The 17,049-nt window shown below is 73.2% G+C and carries 14 protein-coding genes and 1 riboswitch; of the genes, 10 read left to right on the top strand and 4 right to left on the bottom strand.

What is annotated here, in order from left to right:
• Positions 1 to 82: 82 nt before the first annotated feature.
• The 8 genes from tsf to JJV70_RS03820 all read left to right on the top strand — a co-directional run bounded on the left by tsf (position 83) and on the right by JJV70_RS03820 (position 9,308).
• Complete coding sequence (gene tsf, locus JJV70_RS03855) at positions 83 to 919, top strand: translation elongation factor Ts (protein WP_219046255.1); 837 nt, start codon at positions 83 to 85, stop codon at positions 917 to 919.
• A 182-nt stretch (positions 920 to 1,101) separates the two neighbouring features.
• Positions 1,102 to 1,851: a UMP kinase gene (pyrH, locus tag JJV70_RS03850; RefSeq protein ID WP_219046254.1), complete on the top strand. Its 750-nt coding sequence runs from the start codon at positions 1,102 to 1,104 to the stop codon at positions 1,849 to 1,851.
• Positions 1,852 to 1,978: 127 nt separating this feature from the next.
• A complete protein-coding gene (gene frr, locus JJV70_RS03845) occupies positions 1,979 to 2,536 on the top strand; it encodes a ribosome recycling factor (RefSeq protein ID WP_219046253.1) in 558 nt (185 codons plus the stop codon).
• A gap of 86 nt (positions 2,537 to 2,622) precedes the next feature.
• Positions 2,623 to 3,747, top strand: a complete 1,125-nt coding sequence (locus JJV70_RS03840; RefSeq protein WP_374227241.1) for a phosphatidate cytidylyltransferase — start codon at positions 2,623 to 2,625, stop codon at positions 3,745 to 3,747.
• A 256-nt stretch (positions 3,748 to 4,003) separates the two neighbouring features.
• Positions 4,004 to 5,110 (top strand): 23S rRNA (adenine(2503)-C(2))-methyltransferase RlmN, encoded by a 1,107-nt coding sequence (gene rlmN / locus JJV70_RS03835; protein ID WP_219046251.1) that lies wholly within the window; start codon positions 4,004 to 4,006, stop codon positions 5,108 to 5,110.
• A 137-nt stretch (positions 5,111 to 5,247) separates the two neighbouring features.
• Positions 5,248 to 5,366: riboswitch (TPP riboswitch) on the top strand.
• Between the two features lie 37 nt (positions 5,367 to 5,403).
• Positions 5,404 to 6,495, top strand: coding sequence for a thiamine ABC transporter substrate binding subunit (locus tag JJV70_RS03830; protein ID WP_219046250.1), 1,092 nt, complete (start codon positions 5,404 to 5,406; stop codon positions 6,493 to 6,495).
• 158 nt (positions 6,496 to 6,653) lie between these two features.
• Positions 6,654 to 8,267 carry an iron ABC transporter permease gene (locus tag JJV70_RS03825; protein ID WP_219046249.1) on the top strand — a complete coding sequence of 538 codons (1,614 nt, stop codon included), beginning with the start codon at positions 6,654 to 6,656 and terminating at the stop codon, positions 8,265 to 8,267.
• Entirely contained in the window at positions 8,268 to 9,308 is a 1,041-nt protein-coding gene (locus JJV70_RS03820) for an ABC transporter ATP-binding protein (RefSeq protein WP_219046248.1), read from the top strand.
• Positions 9,309 to 9,354: 46 nt separating this feature from the next.
• Here JJV70_RS03820 and JJV70_RS03815 read toward each other — a convergent pair whose 3' ends face one another.
• Together JJV70_RS03815 and JJV70_RS03810 are read right to left on the bottom strand one after the other, a co-directional pair.
• The gene (locus tag JJV70_RS03815; RefSeq protein ID WP_219046247.1) at positions 9,355 to 10,518 is read right to left on the bottom strand and encodes a hypothetical protein; all 1,164 of its coding nucleotides are present in this window, start codon (positions 10,516 to 10,518) and stop codon (positions 9,355 to 9,357) included.
• Complete coding sequence (locus JJV70_RS03810; protein WP_219046246.1) at positions 10,500 to 11,339, bottom strand: ABC transporter ATP-binding protein; 840 nt, start codon at positions 11,337 to 11,339, stop codon at positions 10,500 to 10,502. Before JJV70_RS03810 ends, JJV70_RS03815 begins: the two co-directional genes overlap by 19 nt.
• A 143-nt stretch (positions 11,340 to 11,482) precedes the next feature.
• On the opposite strand from JJV70_RS03810, the gene JJV70_RS03805 reads away from it, so the two are divergent.
• On the top strand, positions 11,483 to 12,916 hold the full coding sequence (locus tag JJV70_RS03805; protein WP_219046245.1) for a gamma-aminobutyraldehyde dehydrogenase: 1,434 nt from the start codon (positions 11,483 to 11,485) through the stop codon (positions 12,914 to 12,916).
• A gap of 137 nt (positions 12,917 to 13,053) precedes the next feature.
• Here JJV70_RS03805 and JJV70_RS03800 read toward each other — a convergent pair whose 3' ends face one another.
• Positions 13,054 to 14,130 (bottom strand): adenosine deaminase, encoded by a 1,077-nt coding sequence (locus tag JJV70_RS03800; protein ID WP_257573318.1) that lies wholly within the window; start codon positions 14,128 to 14,130, stop codon positions 13,054 to 13,056.
• Between the two features lie 112 nt (positions 14,131 to 14,242).
• Between JJV70_RS03800 and JJV70_RS03795 the strand changes: the two genes are divergently transcribed.
• Positions 14,243 to 15,067, top strand: a complete 825-nt coding sequence (locus tag JJV70_RS03795) for a DUF4190 domain-containing protein (protein WP_219046243.1) — start codon at positions 14,243 to 14,245, stop codon at positions 15,065 to 15,067.
• Positions 15,068 to 15,478: 411 nt separating this feature from the next.
• Here the strand turns inward: JJV70_RS03795 and gabT are convergent, their stop codons facing one another.
• The gene (gene gabT / locus JJV70_RS03790) at positions 15,479 to 16,849 is read right to left on the bottom strand and encodes a 4-aminobutyrate--2-oxoglutarate transaminase (RefSeq protein WP_219046242.1); all 1,371 of its coding nucleotides are present in this window, start codon (positions 16,847 to 16,849) and stop codon (positions 15,479 to 15,481) included.
• Between the last annotated feature and the right edge of the window lie 200 nt (positions 16,850 to 17,049).

The following is a 17,049-nucleotide window of genomic DNA, read 5'->3' as shown; positions in this document are numbered from 1 at the left end:
CTTCGATCGACCCCGATCGACGCACTCCGCTCGACCCGGGGCCGACACCACCTCATCGACATTCCGGGAAGAGATTCACCCCATGGCGAACTACACCGCCGCTGACGTCAAGAAGCTCCGGGAGCTCACCGGCGCCGGCATGATGGACTGCAAGAAGGCCCTCGACGAGGGCGAGGGCAACGTCGACAAGGCTGTCGAGATCCTGCGCGTCAAGGGCCAGAAGGGTGTCGCCAAGCGCGAGTCCCGCACCGCCGAGAACGGCGCGGTCACCGCCCTCATCGCCGACGACAAGACCTCCGGCGTGCTGGTCGAGCTGAAGTGCGAGACGGACTTCGTCGCCAAGGGCGACAAGTTCCAGGCCGCCATCACCGTGATCGCCGAGCACATCGCGGCCACCTCCCCGGCCGACACCGCCGCGCTGCTCGCCTCGGAGATCGAGAGCGGCAAGAGCGTCCAGGCGTACGTGGACGAGAAGAACGCCGAGCTCGGCGAGAAGATCGTCCTGGACCGCTTCGCTCACTTCACCGGCGGCTTCGTGGCCACCTACCTGCACCGCACCAACCCCGACCTGCCGCCGCAGGTGGGCGTGCTGGTGCAGCTGGACCAGGAGAACGCCGAGGTCGCCAAGGACGTCGCGCAGCACATCGCCGCGTTCGGCCCGAAGTACATCTCCCGCGACGACGTTCCGGCCGAGACGGTGGAGAACGAGCGCCGTGTCGCCGAGGCCACGGCCAAGGAGGAGGGCAAGCCGGAGGCCGCCCTGCCGAAGATCGTCGAGGGGCGGGTGAACGGCTTCTTCAAGGAGAACTGCCTCCTGGACCAGCCGTTCGCGAAGGACAACAAGAAGTCTGTCCAGAAGGTGCTGGACGAGGCCGGCGTCACGCTGCGGAGCTTCGCGCGGTTCCGCGTCGGAGCCTGAGCCAGGTGACGTGAGGGGCCCGGCCGCGCGCCGGACGGGCCCCAGCCGTCCGGCCGCCGGATAGGGTCGGGCACACGGCAGCTTTGTGAGAGCCGCACCGAGGAGGCCATTGCCGCAGGGAACCGCCGTTCCGGGGCAATGGCCTTTCTCGTGTGGGGCCGTAGGTGCACGAGGAGATCTTCATGAGCAGGACCGAAACCGACCCAGACGTTCCCCGCCGTTTTCTGCTGAAGCTCTCCGGTGAAGCCTTCTCGGGTGGCGGCGGTCTCGGCGTCGATCCCGACATTGTGCACAAGATCGCCCGCGAGATCGCGTCCGTGGTGCGGGACGGTGCGCAGATCGCCGTCGTCCTCGGCGGCGGCAACTTCTTCCGCGGTGCCGAACTCCAGCAGCGCGGCATGGACCGGGCCCGCTCGGACTACATGGGCATGCTCGGCACCGTCATGAACTGCCTGGCCCTTCAGGACTTCCTGGAGAAGGAGGGCATCGACTCGCGGGTGCAGACCGCGATCACCATGGGCCAGGTCGCTGAGCCGTACATCCCGCTGCGCGCCATCCGCCACCTGGAGAAGGGCCGTGTGGTGATCTTCGGCGCGGGCATGGGCATGCCCTACTTCTCCACCGACACCACCGCCGCTCAGCGGGCCCTGGAGATCCACGCCGAGGCGATGCTCATGGGTAAGAACGGCGTCGACGGCGTCTACGACTCCGATCCGGCCAAGAACCGCGACGCGGTGAAGTTCGACGCGCTGACCTACGACGAGGTCATCGCCCGCGACCTGAAGGTCGCCGACATGACCGCGATCACCCTGTGCCGCGACAACAAACTTCCGATCCTTGTCTTCGAACTGCTCGCCGAGGGGAATATCGCGCGGGCCGTCCAGGGTGAGAAGATCGGGACGCTGGTCAGCAGCCAGAGCAACCGCGGGTGAGGCCAGCGCGGGCCGCCGGCGCACTGCGGGCGTCCCCGGGCAGCCCACCCAGGGCAGCTCGGGGCAACCCTGGCCAGCCCAGGACAACAACGCTTATTCCGCTCATTCATCGAACCAGGAGCACGTGGTGATCGAAGAGACCCTCCTCGAAGCCGAGGAGAAGATGGAGAAGGCGGTCGTGGTGGCCAAGGAGGACTTCGCCGCGATCCGCACCGGACGTGCGCACCCGGCGATGTTCAACAAGATCGTGGCCGACTACTACGGCGCGCTGACGCCGATCAACCAGCTGGCGTCGTTCTCGGTGCCCGAACCGCGCATGGCCGTGGTCACGCCGTTCGACAAGAGCGCGCTGCGCAACATCGAGCAGGCCATCCGCGACTCCGACCTCGGCGTCAACCCGTCGAACGACGGGCACATCATCCGGGTGGTCTTCCCGGAGCTGACCGAGGACCGGCGCAAGCAGTACATCAAGGTCGCCAAGGGCAAGGCCGAGGACGCCAAGGTCTCCATCCGCTCCGTGCGCCGCAAGGCCAAGGAGGCCATCGACAAGGCGGTCAAGGACGGCGACATCGGTGAGGACGAGGGGCGCCGCGGCGAGAAGGACCTCGACGACACCACCTCCAAGTACGTCGCCCAGGTCGATGAGCTGCTCAAGCACAAGGAATCCGAACTGATGGAGGTCTGACGGCGACCGCACGCGTGCGGGGCGCGTGGCGTCACCGGATGCACGCGTTTACGGGTACCGGGTTCCACACAGAGGCTGCATTTTCAGTGAACGACTCACCCTGGGGTGCCGCGGGTGCCACCCCGCCGGCGTCTCCGCCGACCGGATACGCCTTCCAGCCCGGTCCGGGGCACCGTCCGTCGGCGGGTCCCGCCCACGACGTCGGCGATACGGCGCAGACTCGGCCTATGCCCATCGTGTCCGACGCCAGCGGCGGCGACCAGGAGGAGCCTGGTGACCGCCGCGGCCCCGGGCCGGGCGGCCAGGTGGGCGGTGGCCCACCGTTCCCGCCCGGTGACCCCGGCCCCGGCGCCTCACCGGCCACGCCCGTGCCCGCCTCCCCGCCGGGGCACCAGAAGCGGGCCGGGCGCGATCTGCGCGCGGCGATAGGGGTCGGTGTCGGCCTGGGCGCCGTCATCCTCGCCTCCCTCTTCCTCGTCAAGGACGTCTTCGTCGCCGTCATCGTGGCGGCGGTGGTGGTGGGTCTGTGGGAGCTGACCACGCGCCTGTCCGAACGCCGCGCTATCCGTGCCCCGCTGTCGCCGCTGGCCGCCGGTGGCGCGGTCATGGTCGTGGCCGGGTATGCGCGCGGTGCCGAGGCCGCCTGGACGGTCATGGCGCTGACCTGCCTCGCGGTGCTGCTGTGGCGGATGACGCAGAGCCCGCACAACTACCTCAAGGACGTCACGGCCGGGGTTTTCGCCGTGTTCTACGTCCCCTTCCTCGCCACCTTCGTCGCCCTGATGCTGGCCGCCGAGGACGGCTCGCTGCGCGTGTTCACCTTCCTGCTGCTGACGGTGGTCAGCGACACCGGCGCGTACGCGGTCGGCTGGCGCTACGGCAAGCGCAAGCTCGCGCCGCGCATCAGTCCGGGCAAGACCCGTGAGGGTCTGCTCGGCGCGATCGGCTTCGCCATGGCCGCCGGCGCGCTGTGCATGCAGTTCCTCATCGACGGCGGTGCCTGGTGGCAGGGCCTGATCCTGGGCCTGGCCGTCGCGGTCAGCGCCACCCTGGGTGACCTGGGCGAGTCCATGATCAAGCGGGACCTGGGCATCAAGGACATGGGCAACCTCCTCCCCGGCCACGGCGGCATCATGGACCGCCTCGACTCCCTCCTCCCCACCGCCCCCGTCGTCTGGCTGCTGCTGGTGCTGTTCACCGGCACCGGCTGAGCTCGCCAGCCAGGCCCGCCCCTGGCTGCCCGCACCGGCCTTCGCACCGCATGCCGTGGAGGCCGTAGGCGTGCGCCCAGGGCGAGCAGGCCACCGCCCGCCGGGAACCGCGTCGCGTGCAGGGCAGCCGGGGTGCTTCCGGCGGGCTGGCCCAGGCCGCCCGGAAGGTGCCCAGGCTGACGCCAAGCCGGGGGTGACCGAGGCCCTACCCGGCTGACCAGGGCTGGGCGGAACGATCTGCCACACTGGGGGCATTATGCCTGCGCCTGGAGAACTGACGTTTGTCGCGCCGCGGGGGGCCACGAAGCCGCCGCGGCACCTTGCCGATCTCGATCCCGCCCAGCGCAAGGAGGCGGTGGTCGGGGCGGGGGAGAAGCCGTTCCGGGCGAAGCAGCTCTCGCGGCACTACTTCGGCCGGTTCGCGCACGACCCGGCCGAGTGGACGGACATCCCCGCCGCCGCGCGCGAGAAGCTGGCGGCCGAACTGCTGCCCGAGCTGATGAGCGTGGTGCGGCACATCGCGTGCGACGACGGCGCGACGCGCAAAACGCTGTGGCGGCTGCACGACGGGACGCTGGTGGAGTCGGTGCTGATGCGCTACCCCGACCGCGTCACCATGTGCGTCTCCTCCCAGGCCGGGTGCGGCATGAACTGCCCGTTCTGTGCCACCGGGCAGGCCGGACTCGATCGCAACCTGTCCACTGCCGAGATCGTGCACCAGATCGTGGACGGCATGCGGGCGCTGCGGGACGGAGAGGTGCCCGGCGGGCCCGCGCGGCTGTCGAACATCGTGTTCATGGGCATGGGCGAGCCACTGGCCAACTACCGCCGGGTCGTGGGCGCGATCCGGCGGCTGACCGACCCGGCGCCGGACGGGGTGGGGCTGAGCCAGCGCGGCATCACCGTCTCCACGGTCGGTCTGGTGCCGGCGATGCACCGCCTCGCGGACGAGGGTTTCACGTGCCGCCTCGCGGTCTCCCTGCACGCGCCGGACGACGAGCTGCGCGACACCCTGGTGCCGGTCAACACCCGCTGGAAGGTGCGCGAGGTGCTGGACGCGGCGTGGGAGTACGCGGCGGCCTCCGGGCGGCGCGTGTCCATCGAGTACGCGCTCATCCGGGACATCAACGACCAGGGGTGGCGCGCCGACCTGCTGGGACGCCTGCTCAAGGGCAAGCGGGTGCACGTCAACCTCATCCCGCTCAACCCGACGCCGGGGTCGAAGTGGACGGCGTCGCGGCCCGAGGACGAGCGCGAGTTCGTGCGCACTCTGGAGCTGCACGGCGTGCCGGTGACGGTGCGCGACACCCGGGGTCAGGAGATCGACGGCGCCTGCGGGCAGCTCGCGGCGGGGGAGCGCTGAGCCCACCCCGGGGCGGGCGCCGAGCGGGCGGGAGGGGAGCTTGTCCGGGGCGGGCCGGTGCGCACGCGCTCAGCGGCGCCCGTGAGACCGCACGCCGGGCCGCATGGCGGCGCTGGTATCGTCCGAACATACGAATCACCATCCGACAGGGGAGCGCGCAGCGCTGAGAGTGCGGTACCAGCCGTGAGGACCGGGACCGCAGACCCTCGAACCTCGCCCGGGTCATGCCGGGTAGGAAGTTCGGAAGCCGCCTCTCGACGCTGCCCCGCGCCCGTATTGCGAAGGCAGCACCGATGACTCGCACCACCACACTGCGCGGTCTCCTGACCGCCGCGCTCGGCACCGCCCTGCTCGCGGGCTGCGGCGGCTCCGGCGACGGCGAGGACGGCGGCGACGCCGCCGGGCCGGAGAGTAAGACGGTGACCCTGGTGACACACCAGTCGTTCCTGGTGTCCGACGACGTGCTGGAGCAGTTCACCGAGGAGACCGGGTACCGCGTGGAGGTGCTGGGGAGCGCCGATGCCGGAGTGGTGGTCAACAAGGCGATCCTGAGCGCGGGCAACCCCGAGGGCGACGTGCTGTTCGGCGTGGACAACACCATGCTCTCCAAGGCGCTGGACGCCGGCATCTTCACGCCGTACGAGGCCAAGGGCCTGGACCGGGTGCCGCAGGACGTCCAGCCGGACTCCGGGCAGCACCGGGTGACGCCGGTGGACACCGGTCAGGTGTGCGTCAACTACGACCGCGCCTACTTCGAGGACCAGGGCGTCGAGCCGCCGCGGACGCTGGAGGACCTCACCGAGCCGCGGTACAAGGACCTGCTGGTGGTGCAGAACCCGGCCACCTCCTCGCCGGGGCTGGCGTTCCTCCTGGCCACCGTCGGCGCCTTCGGCGAGTCGGGCTGGCAGGACTACTGGAAGGACCTCAAGGCCAACGGCGTCCTCCAGGCCGAGGGCTGGGAGCAGGCGTACAACGACCACTTCAGCGGCTCGGCCGCCGGCCGGGACGGCGACCGGCCGCTCGTCGTCTCCTACGCCTCCAGCCCCCCGGCCGAGGTGTACTACGGCACCGAGAAGAACCCCGGGCAGGCCCCGACGGGCGTGGCCACCGGCACGTGCTTCCAGCAGACGGAGTTCGCCGGGCTGCTCGACGGCGCGGCCAACCCCGAGGGCGGCAAGGCGCTGCTGGACTTCCTGCTCAGCCGCACCTTCCAGGAGGACATCCCGCTCAGCATGTTCGTCCACCCGGTCCGCGAGGACGCCGAACTGCCCGAGGTGTTCACCCGGTACGGCGCCGAGAGCAAGGACCCGCACCAGGTGGCGCCCGAGAAGATCGACGCGGGCCGGGAGCAGTGGATCGAGCAGTGGTCCTCCCTGATGCGCTGACCCGGCGCGCCGCCCGCCGCCCGGCCGCGAGCCCGCCGCCCGGCCCCGCAGGGCCACCGCCTGCCCACCCACCGCCTGCCGGACGCCCGCGCGCCGGGGGACCAGCCGCCTCCGCGCGGGCGGCGGCGTGGCGGGGGCGGGCGGTGCGGCTGGGACTGATGGCCGTGCCCATGGCGTTCTTCGCGGTGTTCTTCGCCTACCCCGTGGCCGCCATCGTCGCGCGCGGCCTGCGCCCGGACGGCCACTGGGACCTCACCCACGCCCGCGAGGTGCTCACCGATCCGGTGACCGCGCAGGTCGTCGGCTTCACCGTCGGCCAGGCGGCGGCCTCCACAGCGCTGACGCTGGTGCTCGCGCTGCCCGGCGCCTACGTCTTCGCCCGCTTCGACTTCCCCGGCAAGCGGCTGCTGCGCGCGGTGGTTACCGTGCCGTTCGTGCTGCCCACCGTCGTCGTCGGCTCGGCGTTCCTGGCGCTGCTCGGGCGCGGCGGGCTGCTGGAGCAGGCGTGGGGCCTGCGCCTTGACACCTCGCTGTGGGCGATCCTGCTCGCGCACGTGTTCTTCAACTACGCCGTCGTGCTGCGCACCGTCGGCGGACTGTGGGCCCAGCTCGACCCCGGGCAGGAAGAGGCCGCGCGCATGCTCGGGGCGTCCCGGCTGGCCGCGTGGCGCACGGTCACGCTGCCCGCGCTGGCGCCCGCCGTCGCCGCCGCCGCGCTCATGGTGTTCCTGTTCACCTTCACCTCCTTCGGCGTTATCCAGGTGCTCGGCGGCGCCCGCTTCGCCACGCTGGAAGTCGAGATCTACCGGCAGACCGCCCACTTCCTCAACCTGCCCACCGCCGCCGTCCTCACCTGCCTGCAGTTCGCCGCCGTCACCGCGCTGCTGGCCGTGCACGCCTGGACGGTGCGGCGCCGGGAATCCGCGCTGCGCCTGGTGGACGCCGCCCGCACCGCCCGCCGCCCGCGCGGCGCCGGTCAGTGGACGCTGCTGGGGTCGCAGCTGGCGCTCATCGCGGTGCTGCTCCTGCTGCCGCTGGCCGTGCTCGTGGAGCGCTCACTGGCCGGGCCCGACGGCTACGGGCTCACCTTCTACCGGGCGCTGGCCGCCGCCCCCGACATCGCCTCCGGGTTCACCGTGCCGCCGCTGCACGCCGTCGGCAACTCGCTGCGGTACGCGGCCGTGGCCACCACCATCGCCGTCACCGTCGGCGCCCTGGCGGCCGCCGCGCTCACCCGGCGCGCCGGGAGGCTGGTGCGCGGCTTCGACGCGCTGCTGATGCTGCCGCTGGGCACCTCGGCGGTCACCGTCGGCTTCGGCTTCCTCATCGCCCTGGACGAGCCGCCGCTGGACCTGCGGTCGTCCTGGCTGCTGGTGCCGCTCGCCCAGGCGCTGGTGGGCGTGCCGTTCGTCGTCCGCACCATGCTGCCGGTGCTGCGCGCGGTGGACGAACGGCTGCGGGAGGCCGCCGCGGTGCTCGGTGCCTCGCCGCTGCGCGTCTGGCGCGAGGTGGACCTGCCGCTGGTGCGCCGCGCGCTCGCCGTCGCCGCCGGGTTCGCCTTCGCCGTCTCGCTGGGCGAGTTCGGCGCGACGGTGTTCATCGCACGCGGTGGCGAGCCGACGCTGCCCGTCGCCGTCACCCAGTTCCTCGGCCGCGCCGGTGAGCTGAACTACGGCCAGGCGATGGCGCTCAGCACCCTCTTGATGCTGGTGTGCGCGGTCAGTCTGCTGGCGCTGGAACGCGTGCGCCCCCACAGTTCGGGAGAGTTCTAGATGGCAGCCCTGTACGTGCGCGCGCTGACCGTCCGCTTCGGCGGTCACACCGCGCTCGACGGCGTCAACCTGACCGTCGCCGAAGGCGAGACGGTGTGCGTGCTCGGCCCTAGCGGCAGCGGCAAGTCCACCCTGCTGCGCGCGGTCGCCGGGCTCCAGCCAGCCGACGCCGGACAGGTGTGCCTGGGCGGGCGGGACGTGGCCCAGGTGCCCGCGCACCAGCGCGGCGTGGGCCTGATGTTCCAGGACCACCAGCTGTTCCCGCAGCGCGACGTGGCCGGGAACGTCGCCTTCGGCCTGCGCATGCGCCGCACCCCGAAGGCGTGCACGACGGCACGGGTCGCCCAGCTGCTGGAGCTGGTCGGGCTGCCCGGGGCCGGGCGGCGCGCGGTGGGTTCGCTCTCCGGCGGGGAACAGCAGCGCGTCGCGCTCGCCCGGGCGCTGGCCCCCGAACCCGGCCTGCTGATGCTCGACGAACCGCTCGGCCAGCTCGACCGGGGGCTGCGCGAACGCCTCGTGGTCGAGCTGCGCGAACTGTTCGACCGGCTCGGGACGACCGTGCTCGCCGTCACCCACGACCAGGGCGAGGCGTTCGCGCTCGCCGACCGTGTGGTGATCATGCACGGTGGGCGCGTCGCGCAGAGCGGCACGCCGGTTCAGGTGTGGGAGCGCCCCGCGACGCCGTTCGTCGCCCGCTTCCTGGGCTTCGGCAACGTGGTGCCCGGTACCGCGCGGGGCGCGGTGGCCGACACCGCGTGGGGCCCGGTACCGCTGCCCCCGGGCACGCCGCCGGGCCCGTGCACGGTGCTCGTGCGGCCCGGCGGGGTACGGCTCCAGGCGGCGACAAGCGCCGGCGGCGACGGGCTCACCGGCACCGTCGCCGCCCGCACCTTCCGCGGCGATCACGTGGTGGTGCTGCTCGACGCGGACCACGGACCCCGCATCGAGGCCGCCAGCACACTGCGCGCGGCCCCGGCGGTGGGGGAGAGGGTGGGCGTCGGCTTCGACGCGGCCGACGTGGTCCGCCTCCCCGCCGGCTGACGCCCGCCCCGAGCCCAGCGGATCGGCAGACCGGCGGCCCGGCAGCTCAGCGGCCCAGCGGCAGCGCGGCCAGCACCGCCACCCCCCACGTCACCGGCGCCAGCAGGGCCAGCACCGCCCCGGCGCGCAGCACGGCCGCCCGCCGCATCAGCTCCCGCGTCGCGCCCAGCTGCGCCAGCGCCGCCCGGGCCGGAGCCAGCATGCCGCGCGCAGCGGCGAGGGCCGTCAGCACGCCCGTCACCGCGCAGGCCAGCACCACCGCGACGCCCAGCACCGTCAGCGGCCCGAACGGACGGCCAGGCCCGTAGAGGTGGACGGCGGCGATGACACCGCACGCCGTGGCGCACAGCACCCCCAGCGGCGGCCCGAGGCAGGGCGCCTCCTCCTGAAGCACCCGCCCGGCCAGCAGCCGCACCGCGCCCGGCCGGAACGCCGCCAGCAGCCGCCCGGCCAGCTGGGTCAGCCCCGGCCCGGCCAGCACCAGCCCGACGGCGGTCAGCAGCCAGCCGGCGACGACACCCGGACCCGGGCCCGCCCCCGCGCCCGGCAGCGGCACCGGGGTGCCGTCCACCCTGGCGGCGTACGTCTCCAGCGCGATGCCGAGGCCGACGAGCGCGGTGCCGTAGGAGAGAGAGGCGGGCACGGGCGGCGGCGGCCCGGCGCGGTCCAGCGCCACGGGCTGGGGCCGTGCCGAGCGGTGCCCAGCGGTCCGGTGCAGGGCCAGCGCGCAGGCCGCCGCCGTCACCATGGGCACCACCAGCAGCAGGGTGAGCGCGGCGGCCACCGGCACCGGACGCCCAGCCGCCACCAGCTCCCCGGCCCCCGCCGACGGCACCCCGGGCACGTCCCCGCGCAGGTGCAGGTACACCAGCAGGGCCAGCGCACTGCCCAGCAGCGTGCACACGGCGGCCTGCACCGCGGCCAGCACCGGCAGCCCGGCTGAGCCGAGCCCCACCACCTCCAGCGCGGCCCGGGTGCGCGGCCCGGGGTCCGTGCGGGCAACGATCACCGCCAGCTGCACGGTGGCGGCCAGCGGCACCAGACACCACAGCAGCCGGGGCAGCGCCGCCCCGCTCACCCCGGGATGGGCCACGGCGTAGCTCAGCGCGCACAGCAGCAGGAAACCGACCCCGGCCGCCGCGGCGACCACCAGCAGGCGCGGCAGCTGGGCCAGCGGCCGCGCGCCGCGCATCAGACGGAGAGCGAGCACGCGGCACCGTCCTCACGGTGGGGGGTGGCGGACCGGGCCGACGCGGCACCCGGCGGCACGGGGCGGCCGTCGAGCAGGGTCAGGGTGCGGTCGGCCAGCGCGTGCCCGGGCCTCGCGGCGCCGTCCTCGGCGGCGTCCTCGGTAGCGTCCGCGCGCAGCACGGCGGCGTCCAGGCTGGCCAGTACGACGGTGACGCCGTGGGTGCGGGCAGCGGTGGTCAGCGCGCGCAGCACCTGGGCGCGGTCGGCGGAGTGCAGCGGCGCGTCCGGCTCGTCGGCGAACAGGACCTGCGGCCGGTGCACCAGCGCCCGGGCCACCGCCACCCGCTGCCGCTCGGACTGCGGCAGCGCGGCGGGCCGCTTGCGCGCGCACGCGGCGACGTCCAGCCGCTCCAGCCACTCCAGTGCGGTGCGCCGCGCCTCCCGGGAGGAGGCACCGGCCAGCAGCAGCGGCAGCGCGGCGTTCTCCCACGCGGTCAGTTCCGGGACGAGGGCGGGCTCGGTGCCGACCCAGCCGAACCGGTCCCGGCGCAGCCGCTCACGGTCGCGCGGGGGCAGGGTGTGGACGGCGAGCCCGGCGAACGTCACTTCGCCCTTCTCGGGCAGCAGGGAGCCGTTCAGGCAGCGCAGCAGCGTCGTCTTCCCCGAGCCGCGCGGCCCGGTGACGGTGAGGATCTCGCCCTCGGCGACGCTCAGCGAGACGCCGCGCAGCGCGCTGGACCCGCCGTAGGCGTAACACAGCCCCGCGGCGGCCAGCAGCGGGGCGCCGGCGGGCGGCGGGGCGGCGGCCTCGGGGCGCTCGGAGGTGTCAGGGGAAGCCATTCCTGCACGGTACGGAGGAAGGTGCCTTCCGGTGGCGGTGCCGGGCGCGGGCACGGCCGAGGTTGCTCCACCCGGGTGTTGCGGGCATCGCGGTTAGGGTGGGAATCTCACCCATCGGACAACGTGAGCGGGAGGGTGTTGACGTGACCACCGAGCTGCGTCGGCTGCGCAACTACATCGACGGCGAGTTCCGGGACGCCGCTGACGGGCGGACCACCGAGGTGGTGGACCCGACGACGGGTGAGCCCTACGCGCTCGCCGCGCTCTCGTCCGCCGCCGACGTGGACGCCGCCATGGCCGCCGCCGAAGCGGCGTTCCCCGCCTGGCGCGACGCCACCCCCGGCACCCGGCAGCTGGCGCTGCTGAAGATCGCCGACGCCCTGCAGGAGCGCGCGGACGAACTCCTGGCCGTCGAGTGCCAGGACACCGGCAAGCCGCTGGAGCTGACCCGGCAGGAAGAGCTGCCGATGATGCTCGACCAGATCCGGTTCTTCGCGGGCGCCGCCCGCATGCTGGAGGGCAAGTCGGCGGGCGAGTACATGGAGGGCATGACGTCCTTCGTGCGCCGCGAGCCCGTCGGCGTCTGTGCCCAGGTGGCGCCGTGGAACTACCCGATGATGATGGCCGTGTGGAAGTTCGCCCCGGCCATCGCGGCGGGCAACACCGTCGTGCTGAAGCCCTCGGACACCACACCGGCCTCCGCCGTCTTCCTCGCCGAGGTCATCGGCTCGATCCTGCCCCGGGGCGTCTTCAACGTCGTCTGCGGCGACCGGGACACCGGCCGCCTCATGGTCGAGCACGCCACCCCGGCCATGGCCTCCATCACCGGCTCGGTACGGGCGGGCATGGAGGTGGCCGCCAGCGCCGCCAGGGACGTCAAGCGCGTCCACCTGGAGCTGGGCGGCAAGGCGCCCGTCGTCGTCTTCGGCGACGCCGACATCCCCGCCGCCGTCGAGGGCATCCGCGACGCCGGGTTCTTCAACGCCGGGCAGGACTGCACCGCCGCCACCCGCGTGCTGGTCCACGACAGTGTCCACGACGAGTTCGTCTCCGCGCTCGCCAAGGCCGCCGCCGAGGTCAAGACCGGCGACGTGACGGACGAGGACTGCTTCTTCGGGCCCCTGAACAACTCCGTCCACCTGGAGAAGGTGCAGGGCTTCATCGACCGCCTCCCGGCCCACGCCAAGGTGGAGACCGGCGGCGAACGCGTCGGCGACCAGGGCTACTTCTTCGCCCCCACGGTCGTCTCCGGCCTGAAGCAGGACGACGAGATCATCCAGAACGAGGTCTTCGGCCCGGTCATCACCGTGCAGCGCTTCACCGAGGACGAGCAGGCCGTGCGGTGGGCCAACGGCGTCGAGTACGCGCTGGCGTCCTCGGTGTGGACCACCGACCACGGCCGGGCCATGCGGCTGTCGAAGGCGCTGGACTTCGGCTGCGTATGGATCAACACGCACATCCCGCTCGTCGCGGAGATGCCGCACGGCGGGTTCAAGAAGTCCGGCTACGGCAAGGACCTGTCGGCCTACGGCTTCGACGACTACACCCGCGTCAAGCACGTGATGACGGCGTTGTAAGCGGCGATCCGCGCGGTGGGGCCGGGACGGAGCGCGCACTGTGCCCCGGCCCCACCGTGTTCCCGGCCGGGGTCCGCCCCTGGCTGGCCCGGCCCGCGCTCGGCGCTCGCAGGATTGACGGGGGAAGCCCAGGCGCGTTACGGCGTGGGCAGCGACGCGCCGCGCGAGGCGAGGTACGCGGCCAGATACGCGTCGATCTCCGCTGCCAGGGCCGCCTTCGCGGGCGCGTCCAGAAAGGCCGCCTCCACGGCGTTCTTCGCCAGCCCGGCCAGCCCCGTGGCGTCCAGGCCCAGCAGCCGCGCCGCGATCGCGTACTCGGTGTTCAGGTCGGTGCCGAACATCGGCGGATCGTCGCTGTTGATCGTCACCAGGACACCGGCGTCCACCATCTGCCGCACCGGGTGCTCGTCCAGCACCGGCACCGCGCGGGTGGCGATGTTCGACGTCGGGCACACCTCCAGCGGGATGCGCCGCTCCGCCAGGTGCTCCAGCAGGCGCGGGTCCCGGGGCGCGCTGGTGCCGTGGCCGATGCGCTCGGCCCGCAGGTGGGTGAGGGCGTCCCAGATCGTCTGCGGCCCCGTTGTCTCGCCCGCGTGCGGCACGCTGCGCAGCCCGCACGCGATCGCCCGGTCGAAGTAGGGCTTGAACTGCGGCCGGGGGACGCCGATCTCCGGGCCGCCGAGCCCGAAGGCCACCAGACCCTCCGGGCGCAGGTCGCAGGCCAGGCGTGCCGTCTCCTCGGCCGACTCCAAGCCCGCCTCGCCGGGGATGTCGAAGCACCACCGCAGGGTCACGCCCAGTTCGCTCGCGGCAGCCTTGCGCGCGTCCTCGATGGCCTCCATGAACGCCACCTCGGGGATGCCGCGCCGGGTGGAGCTGAACGGGGTGACGGTGAGCTCCGCGTAGCGGATGTTCTGGCCCGCCATCTCGCGCGCGATCTCGTAGGTCAGCAGCCGCACATCCTCGGCGTCCCGGATGAGGTCCACCACGGAGAGGTAGATCTCAATGAAGTGGGCGAAGTCGCGGAAGGTGAAGAACTCGGCGAGCGCCCGCTCGTCCGCGGGGACCTTCGCGTCCGGGTGGCGGGCCGCGAGTTCGGCGACGATGCGCGGCGAGGCGGAGCCCACGTGGTGGACGTGCAGCTCCGCCTTGGGCAGCCCGGCGATGAAGCCGGACAGCTCGGGCGGGACGGTCAGGTCGGTGGGCTGGGACAAGGGGAAACCTCCGGGGTGGCGCGGCCCTCGTGGCCGCCAGCCATCGTAGGCGGCGGCCGTGGTCACGACGCATACGATGAGGTGAGGAACGCGAAGGGGAGGGGACTGGCCCATGCCGGAGGACACAGCGGACGGACTCGGGGCGAGGAGCGCCCACGACGGCCAGGCGGGCGACGTCGCGGGTACGGACGGAACGCGGCACGTGCGGAACGCGACGGGCACCCCGGGGGAGTCGCCGGAGCAGCGTGCGCCGCAGGACGCCGCCGCGCGCTCCCCGCTCCCCGCACAGCACACGCTCACCGCGCCGGTGCACGCCCCCAGCTCACCGCCCGGGCCACCACAGCAGCCGCCGTCCCTCACCAAGGGCGGCTCGGCGGTACCCCCGGTACCGCCCGCCCCCTCACCGCCGCCCGCTGCCCCCGGCCCCCGGCCCGGCGCGTGGTACGCGCCCGGGCCGCCGCCGGGCGGTCCCGGCGGCGGCTACGGATACGGGTATGGCCATCCGGGCACCGCGTACGCCCCGCCGCCCCACGGCTACGGCGGCCATCCGGCGCCGGCTTGGCCGCTGCCCGCCCCGCCGCCCACGAGCGGCATCTGCACCGCCGCCATGGTGGTGGGCATCGTCGGGATGGCGCTGACGCTCACGATGGGGGGTGCTTTCCTCGGCATCATCTGCTGCCCGGTCGCCATCATCCTGGGCGTCGTCGCGCGTAAGCGCATCAACCGGGGCGAGGCGCACGGCTCGGGGCAGGCCACGACCGGGCTGATCCTGGGCATCGTCGGCACCGTGCTCGCGGCGCTGTTCGCCACCTTGCTCATCCTCATGCTGTCCGGCGCCTGGCTCCCGGAGGAACCGGAGTACGGCGACGAGTACAGCGAACCCGGCAGCTCCGCCAGCTATGACGCCGCCGCCCCGCCCCTCCCCGGCGTCCGCTGACGGAACCGGCGCTCTTCCCCGCCGGTTAACGGCCGCACCCGGACGCCGCCCCCTACGCGCGAACGGCCGCCCGGGAACAGGGGGGAGCATTCCCGGACGGCCGTGCTGGGACCGGTCACCGCGCGCCCCGGGGGGTATGGGGCGGGCGGCGGTCCGATCACAGAGGCGCACGCGGGTGCGTGCGACCGGGCCGCGCGGCAGCGGCCGTGCGCCCGGTGGTGCCCGCACTCCCGTGCGGGCGAGGTGGTGCGTCCATCCCTCCCCGACCGTACGGCACGGCCGGGGAGGAGGGGAGGCCGCTGACCGAACGGCCATCGGCTCCCCACATCTCCTTCACCACCGGCAGCGGCGGCTAACGCGGCCCGCTGCCGCTGCCAGTGGCCGGGGCCGCGCGGGCGGCTCCGGCGCGGCTCAGGCCAGCTCGGCGAAGGCGCTCTCCAGGACGTCCAGGCCCTCGTTCAGCAGGTCCTCACCGATGACCAGCGGCGGCAGGAAGCGCACCACGTTGCCGTAGGTGCCGGTGGTCAGGATGAGCAGACCGGCCTGGTGACAGGCCCTGGCCAGCTTCGCCGTCAGCTCGGCGTCCGGCTCCTTGGTGCCGGGCTTGACCAGCTCGATGGCGATCATCGCACCACGGCCGCGGATGTCACCGATGGCCGGCTGGTTCTCGGCGATCTTGGCCAGCCGCGGCTTCATGACCTCCTCGATGCGCTTGGCCCGGGCACACAGGTCCAGCTCGCGCATCGTCTCGATGGCGCCCAGCGCGGCCGCGCAGGCCACCGGGTTGCCGCCGTAAGTGCCGCCGAGACCGCCGGAGTGCGCGGCGTCCATGATCTCCGCGCGCCCGGTCACGGCCGCCAGCGGCAGCCCCCCGGCGATGCCCTTCGCGGTGGTGATCAGGTCCGGGACCAGGCCCTCGTCCTCGGAGGCGAACCACTGGCCGGTACGGCAGAAGCCCGCCTGGATCTCGTCCGCGACGAAGACGATGCCGTGGTCCCTGGCGAACTGCGCGATGCGCGGCAGGAAGCCCTTGGCGGGCTCGATGAAACCGCCCTCGCCCAGCACCGGCTCGATCACGATCGCGGCGACGTTCTCGGCCCCGACCTGCTTGCTGATCTGGTCGATGGCCTGCGCAGCGGCCTCCTCGGCGCAGTTCTCCGGACCGGTAGGCCAGCGGTAGGGGTAGGCGACCGGGACGCGGTACACCTCGGGCGCGAACGGGCCGAAGCCGTGCTTGTACGGCATGTTCTTCGACGTCAGCGCCATCGTCAGGTTGGTGCGGCCGTGGTAACCGTGGTCGAAGACGACCACGGCCTGGCGCTTGGTGTAGGCGCGGGCGATCTTCACCGCGTTCTCCACCGCCTCCGCGCCGGAGTTGAACAGCGCGGACTTCTTGGCGTGATCGCCCGGCGTCAGCTCGGCCAGCGCCTCGGCGACGGCGATGTACGGCTCGTACGGCGTCACCATGAAGCAGGTGTGGGTGTAGTCGGCCAGCTGCTCGGCAGCGCGGCGCACCACCGCTTCGGCGCTGTTGCCGACCGAGGTGACGGCGATCCCGGAACCGAAGTCGATGAGCGAGTTGCCATCGACGTCCTCGACGACGCCGCCACCGGCCCGCTGGACGTAGACCGGCAGCACGTTACCGACACCGTCCGCCACCGACGCGAGCTTGCGCGCGTGCAGCTCCTGGGACTTCGGCCCCGGGATCGCCGTCACGACGCGGCGCTCCTGCGGCAGCGCCGGACCCCCGGCCTGGGCGGACTGCGGGGTGGTAGAGGTCATCGCGCTCTCCTTGCTGAGGGTGGGAAACCGGAGAAACCGGAAGAACAGGGAAGAAGGTGTGGGCCGCTCCTCGCAGGCTAGGGCCAGCCACCAGGGCGGGACATGCACCGCTGCGTAAAAGTCGGCGGGGCGTGTTGGCCACGGCGGACAGGTCGGCTTGGCCACGGCGGACAGGTCGGCGCGGGGGTCGGCCGACGGCC

Origin of the sequence: Streptomyces sp. JJ66 (genome assembly GCF_019303495.1) — a bacterium.
Classification (GTDB): Bacteria; Actinomycetota; Actinomycetes; order Streptomycetales; family Streptomycetaceae; genus Streptomyces.
This window is presented reverse-complemented; position numbering and strand designations above follow the sequence as displayed.

Coding starts and splice junctions, on each gene's coding strand:
- tsf (WP_219046255.1), top strand. CDS start 83: ATGGCGAACTACACCGCCGCTGACGTCAAGAAGCTCCGGGAGCTCACC.
- pyrH (WP_219046254.1), top strand. CDS start 1,102: ATGAGCAGGACCGAAACCGACCCAGACGTTCCCCGCCGTTTTCTGCTG.
- rlmN (WP_219046251.1), top strand. CDS start 4,004: ATGCCTGCGCCTGGAGAACTGACGTTTGTCGCGCCGCGGGGGGCCACG.
- JJV70_RS03830 (WP_219046250.1), top strand. CDS start 5,404: ATGACTCGCACCACCACACTGCGCGGTCTCCTGACCGCCGCGCTCGGC.
- JJV70_RS03825 (WP_219046249.1), top strand. CDS start 6,654: ATGGCCGTGCCCATGGCGTTCTTCGCGGTGTTCTTCGCCTACCCCGTG.
- JJV70_RS03820 (WP_219046248.1), top strand. CDS start 8,268: ATGGCAGCCCTGTACGTGCGCGCGCTGACCGTCCGCTTCGGCGGTCAC.
- JJV70_RS03810 (WP_219046246.1), bottom strand. CDS start 11,339: ATGGCTTCCCCTGACACCTCCGAGCGCCCCGAGGCCGCCGCCCCGCCG.
- JJV70_RS03795 (WP_219046243.1), top strand. CDS start 14,243: ATGCCGGAGGACACAGCGGACGGACTCGGGGCGAGGAGCGCCCACGAC.
- gabT (WP_219046242.1), bottom strand. CDS start 16,849: ATGACCTCTACCACCCCGCAGTCCGCCCAGGCCGGGGGTCCGGCGCTG.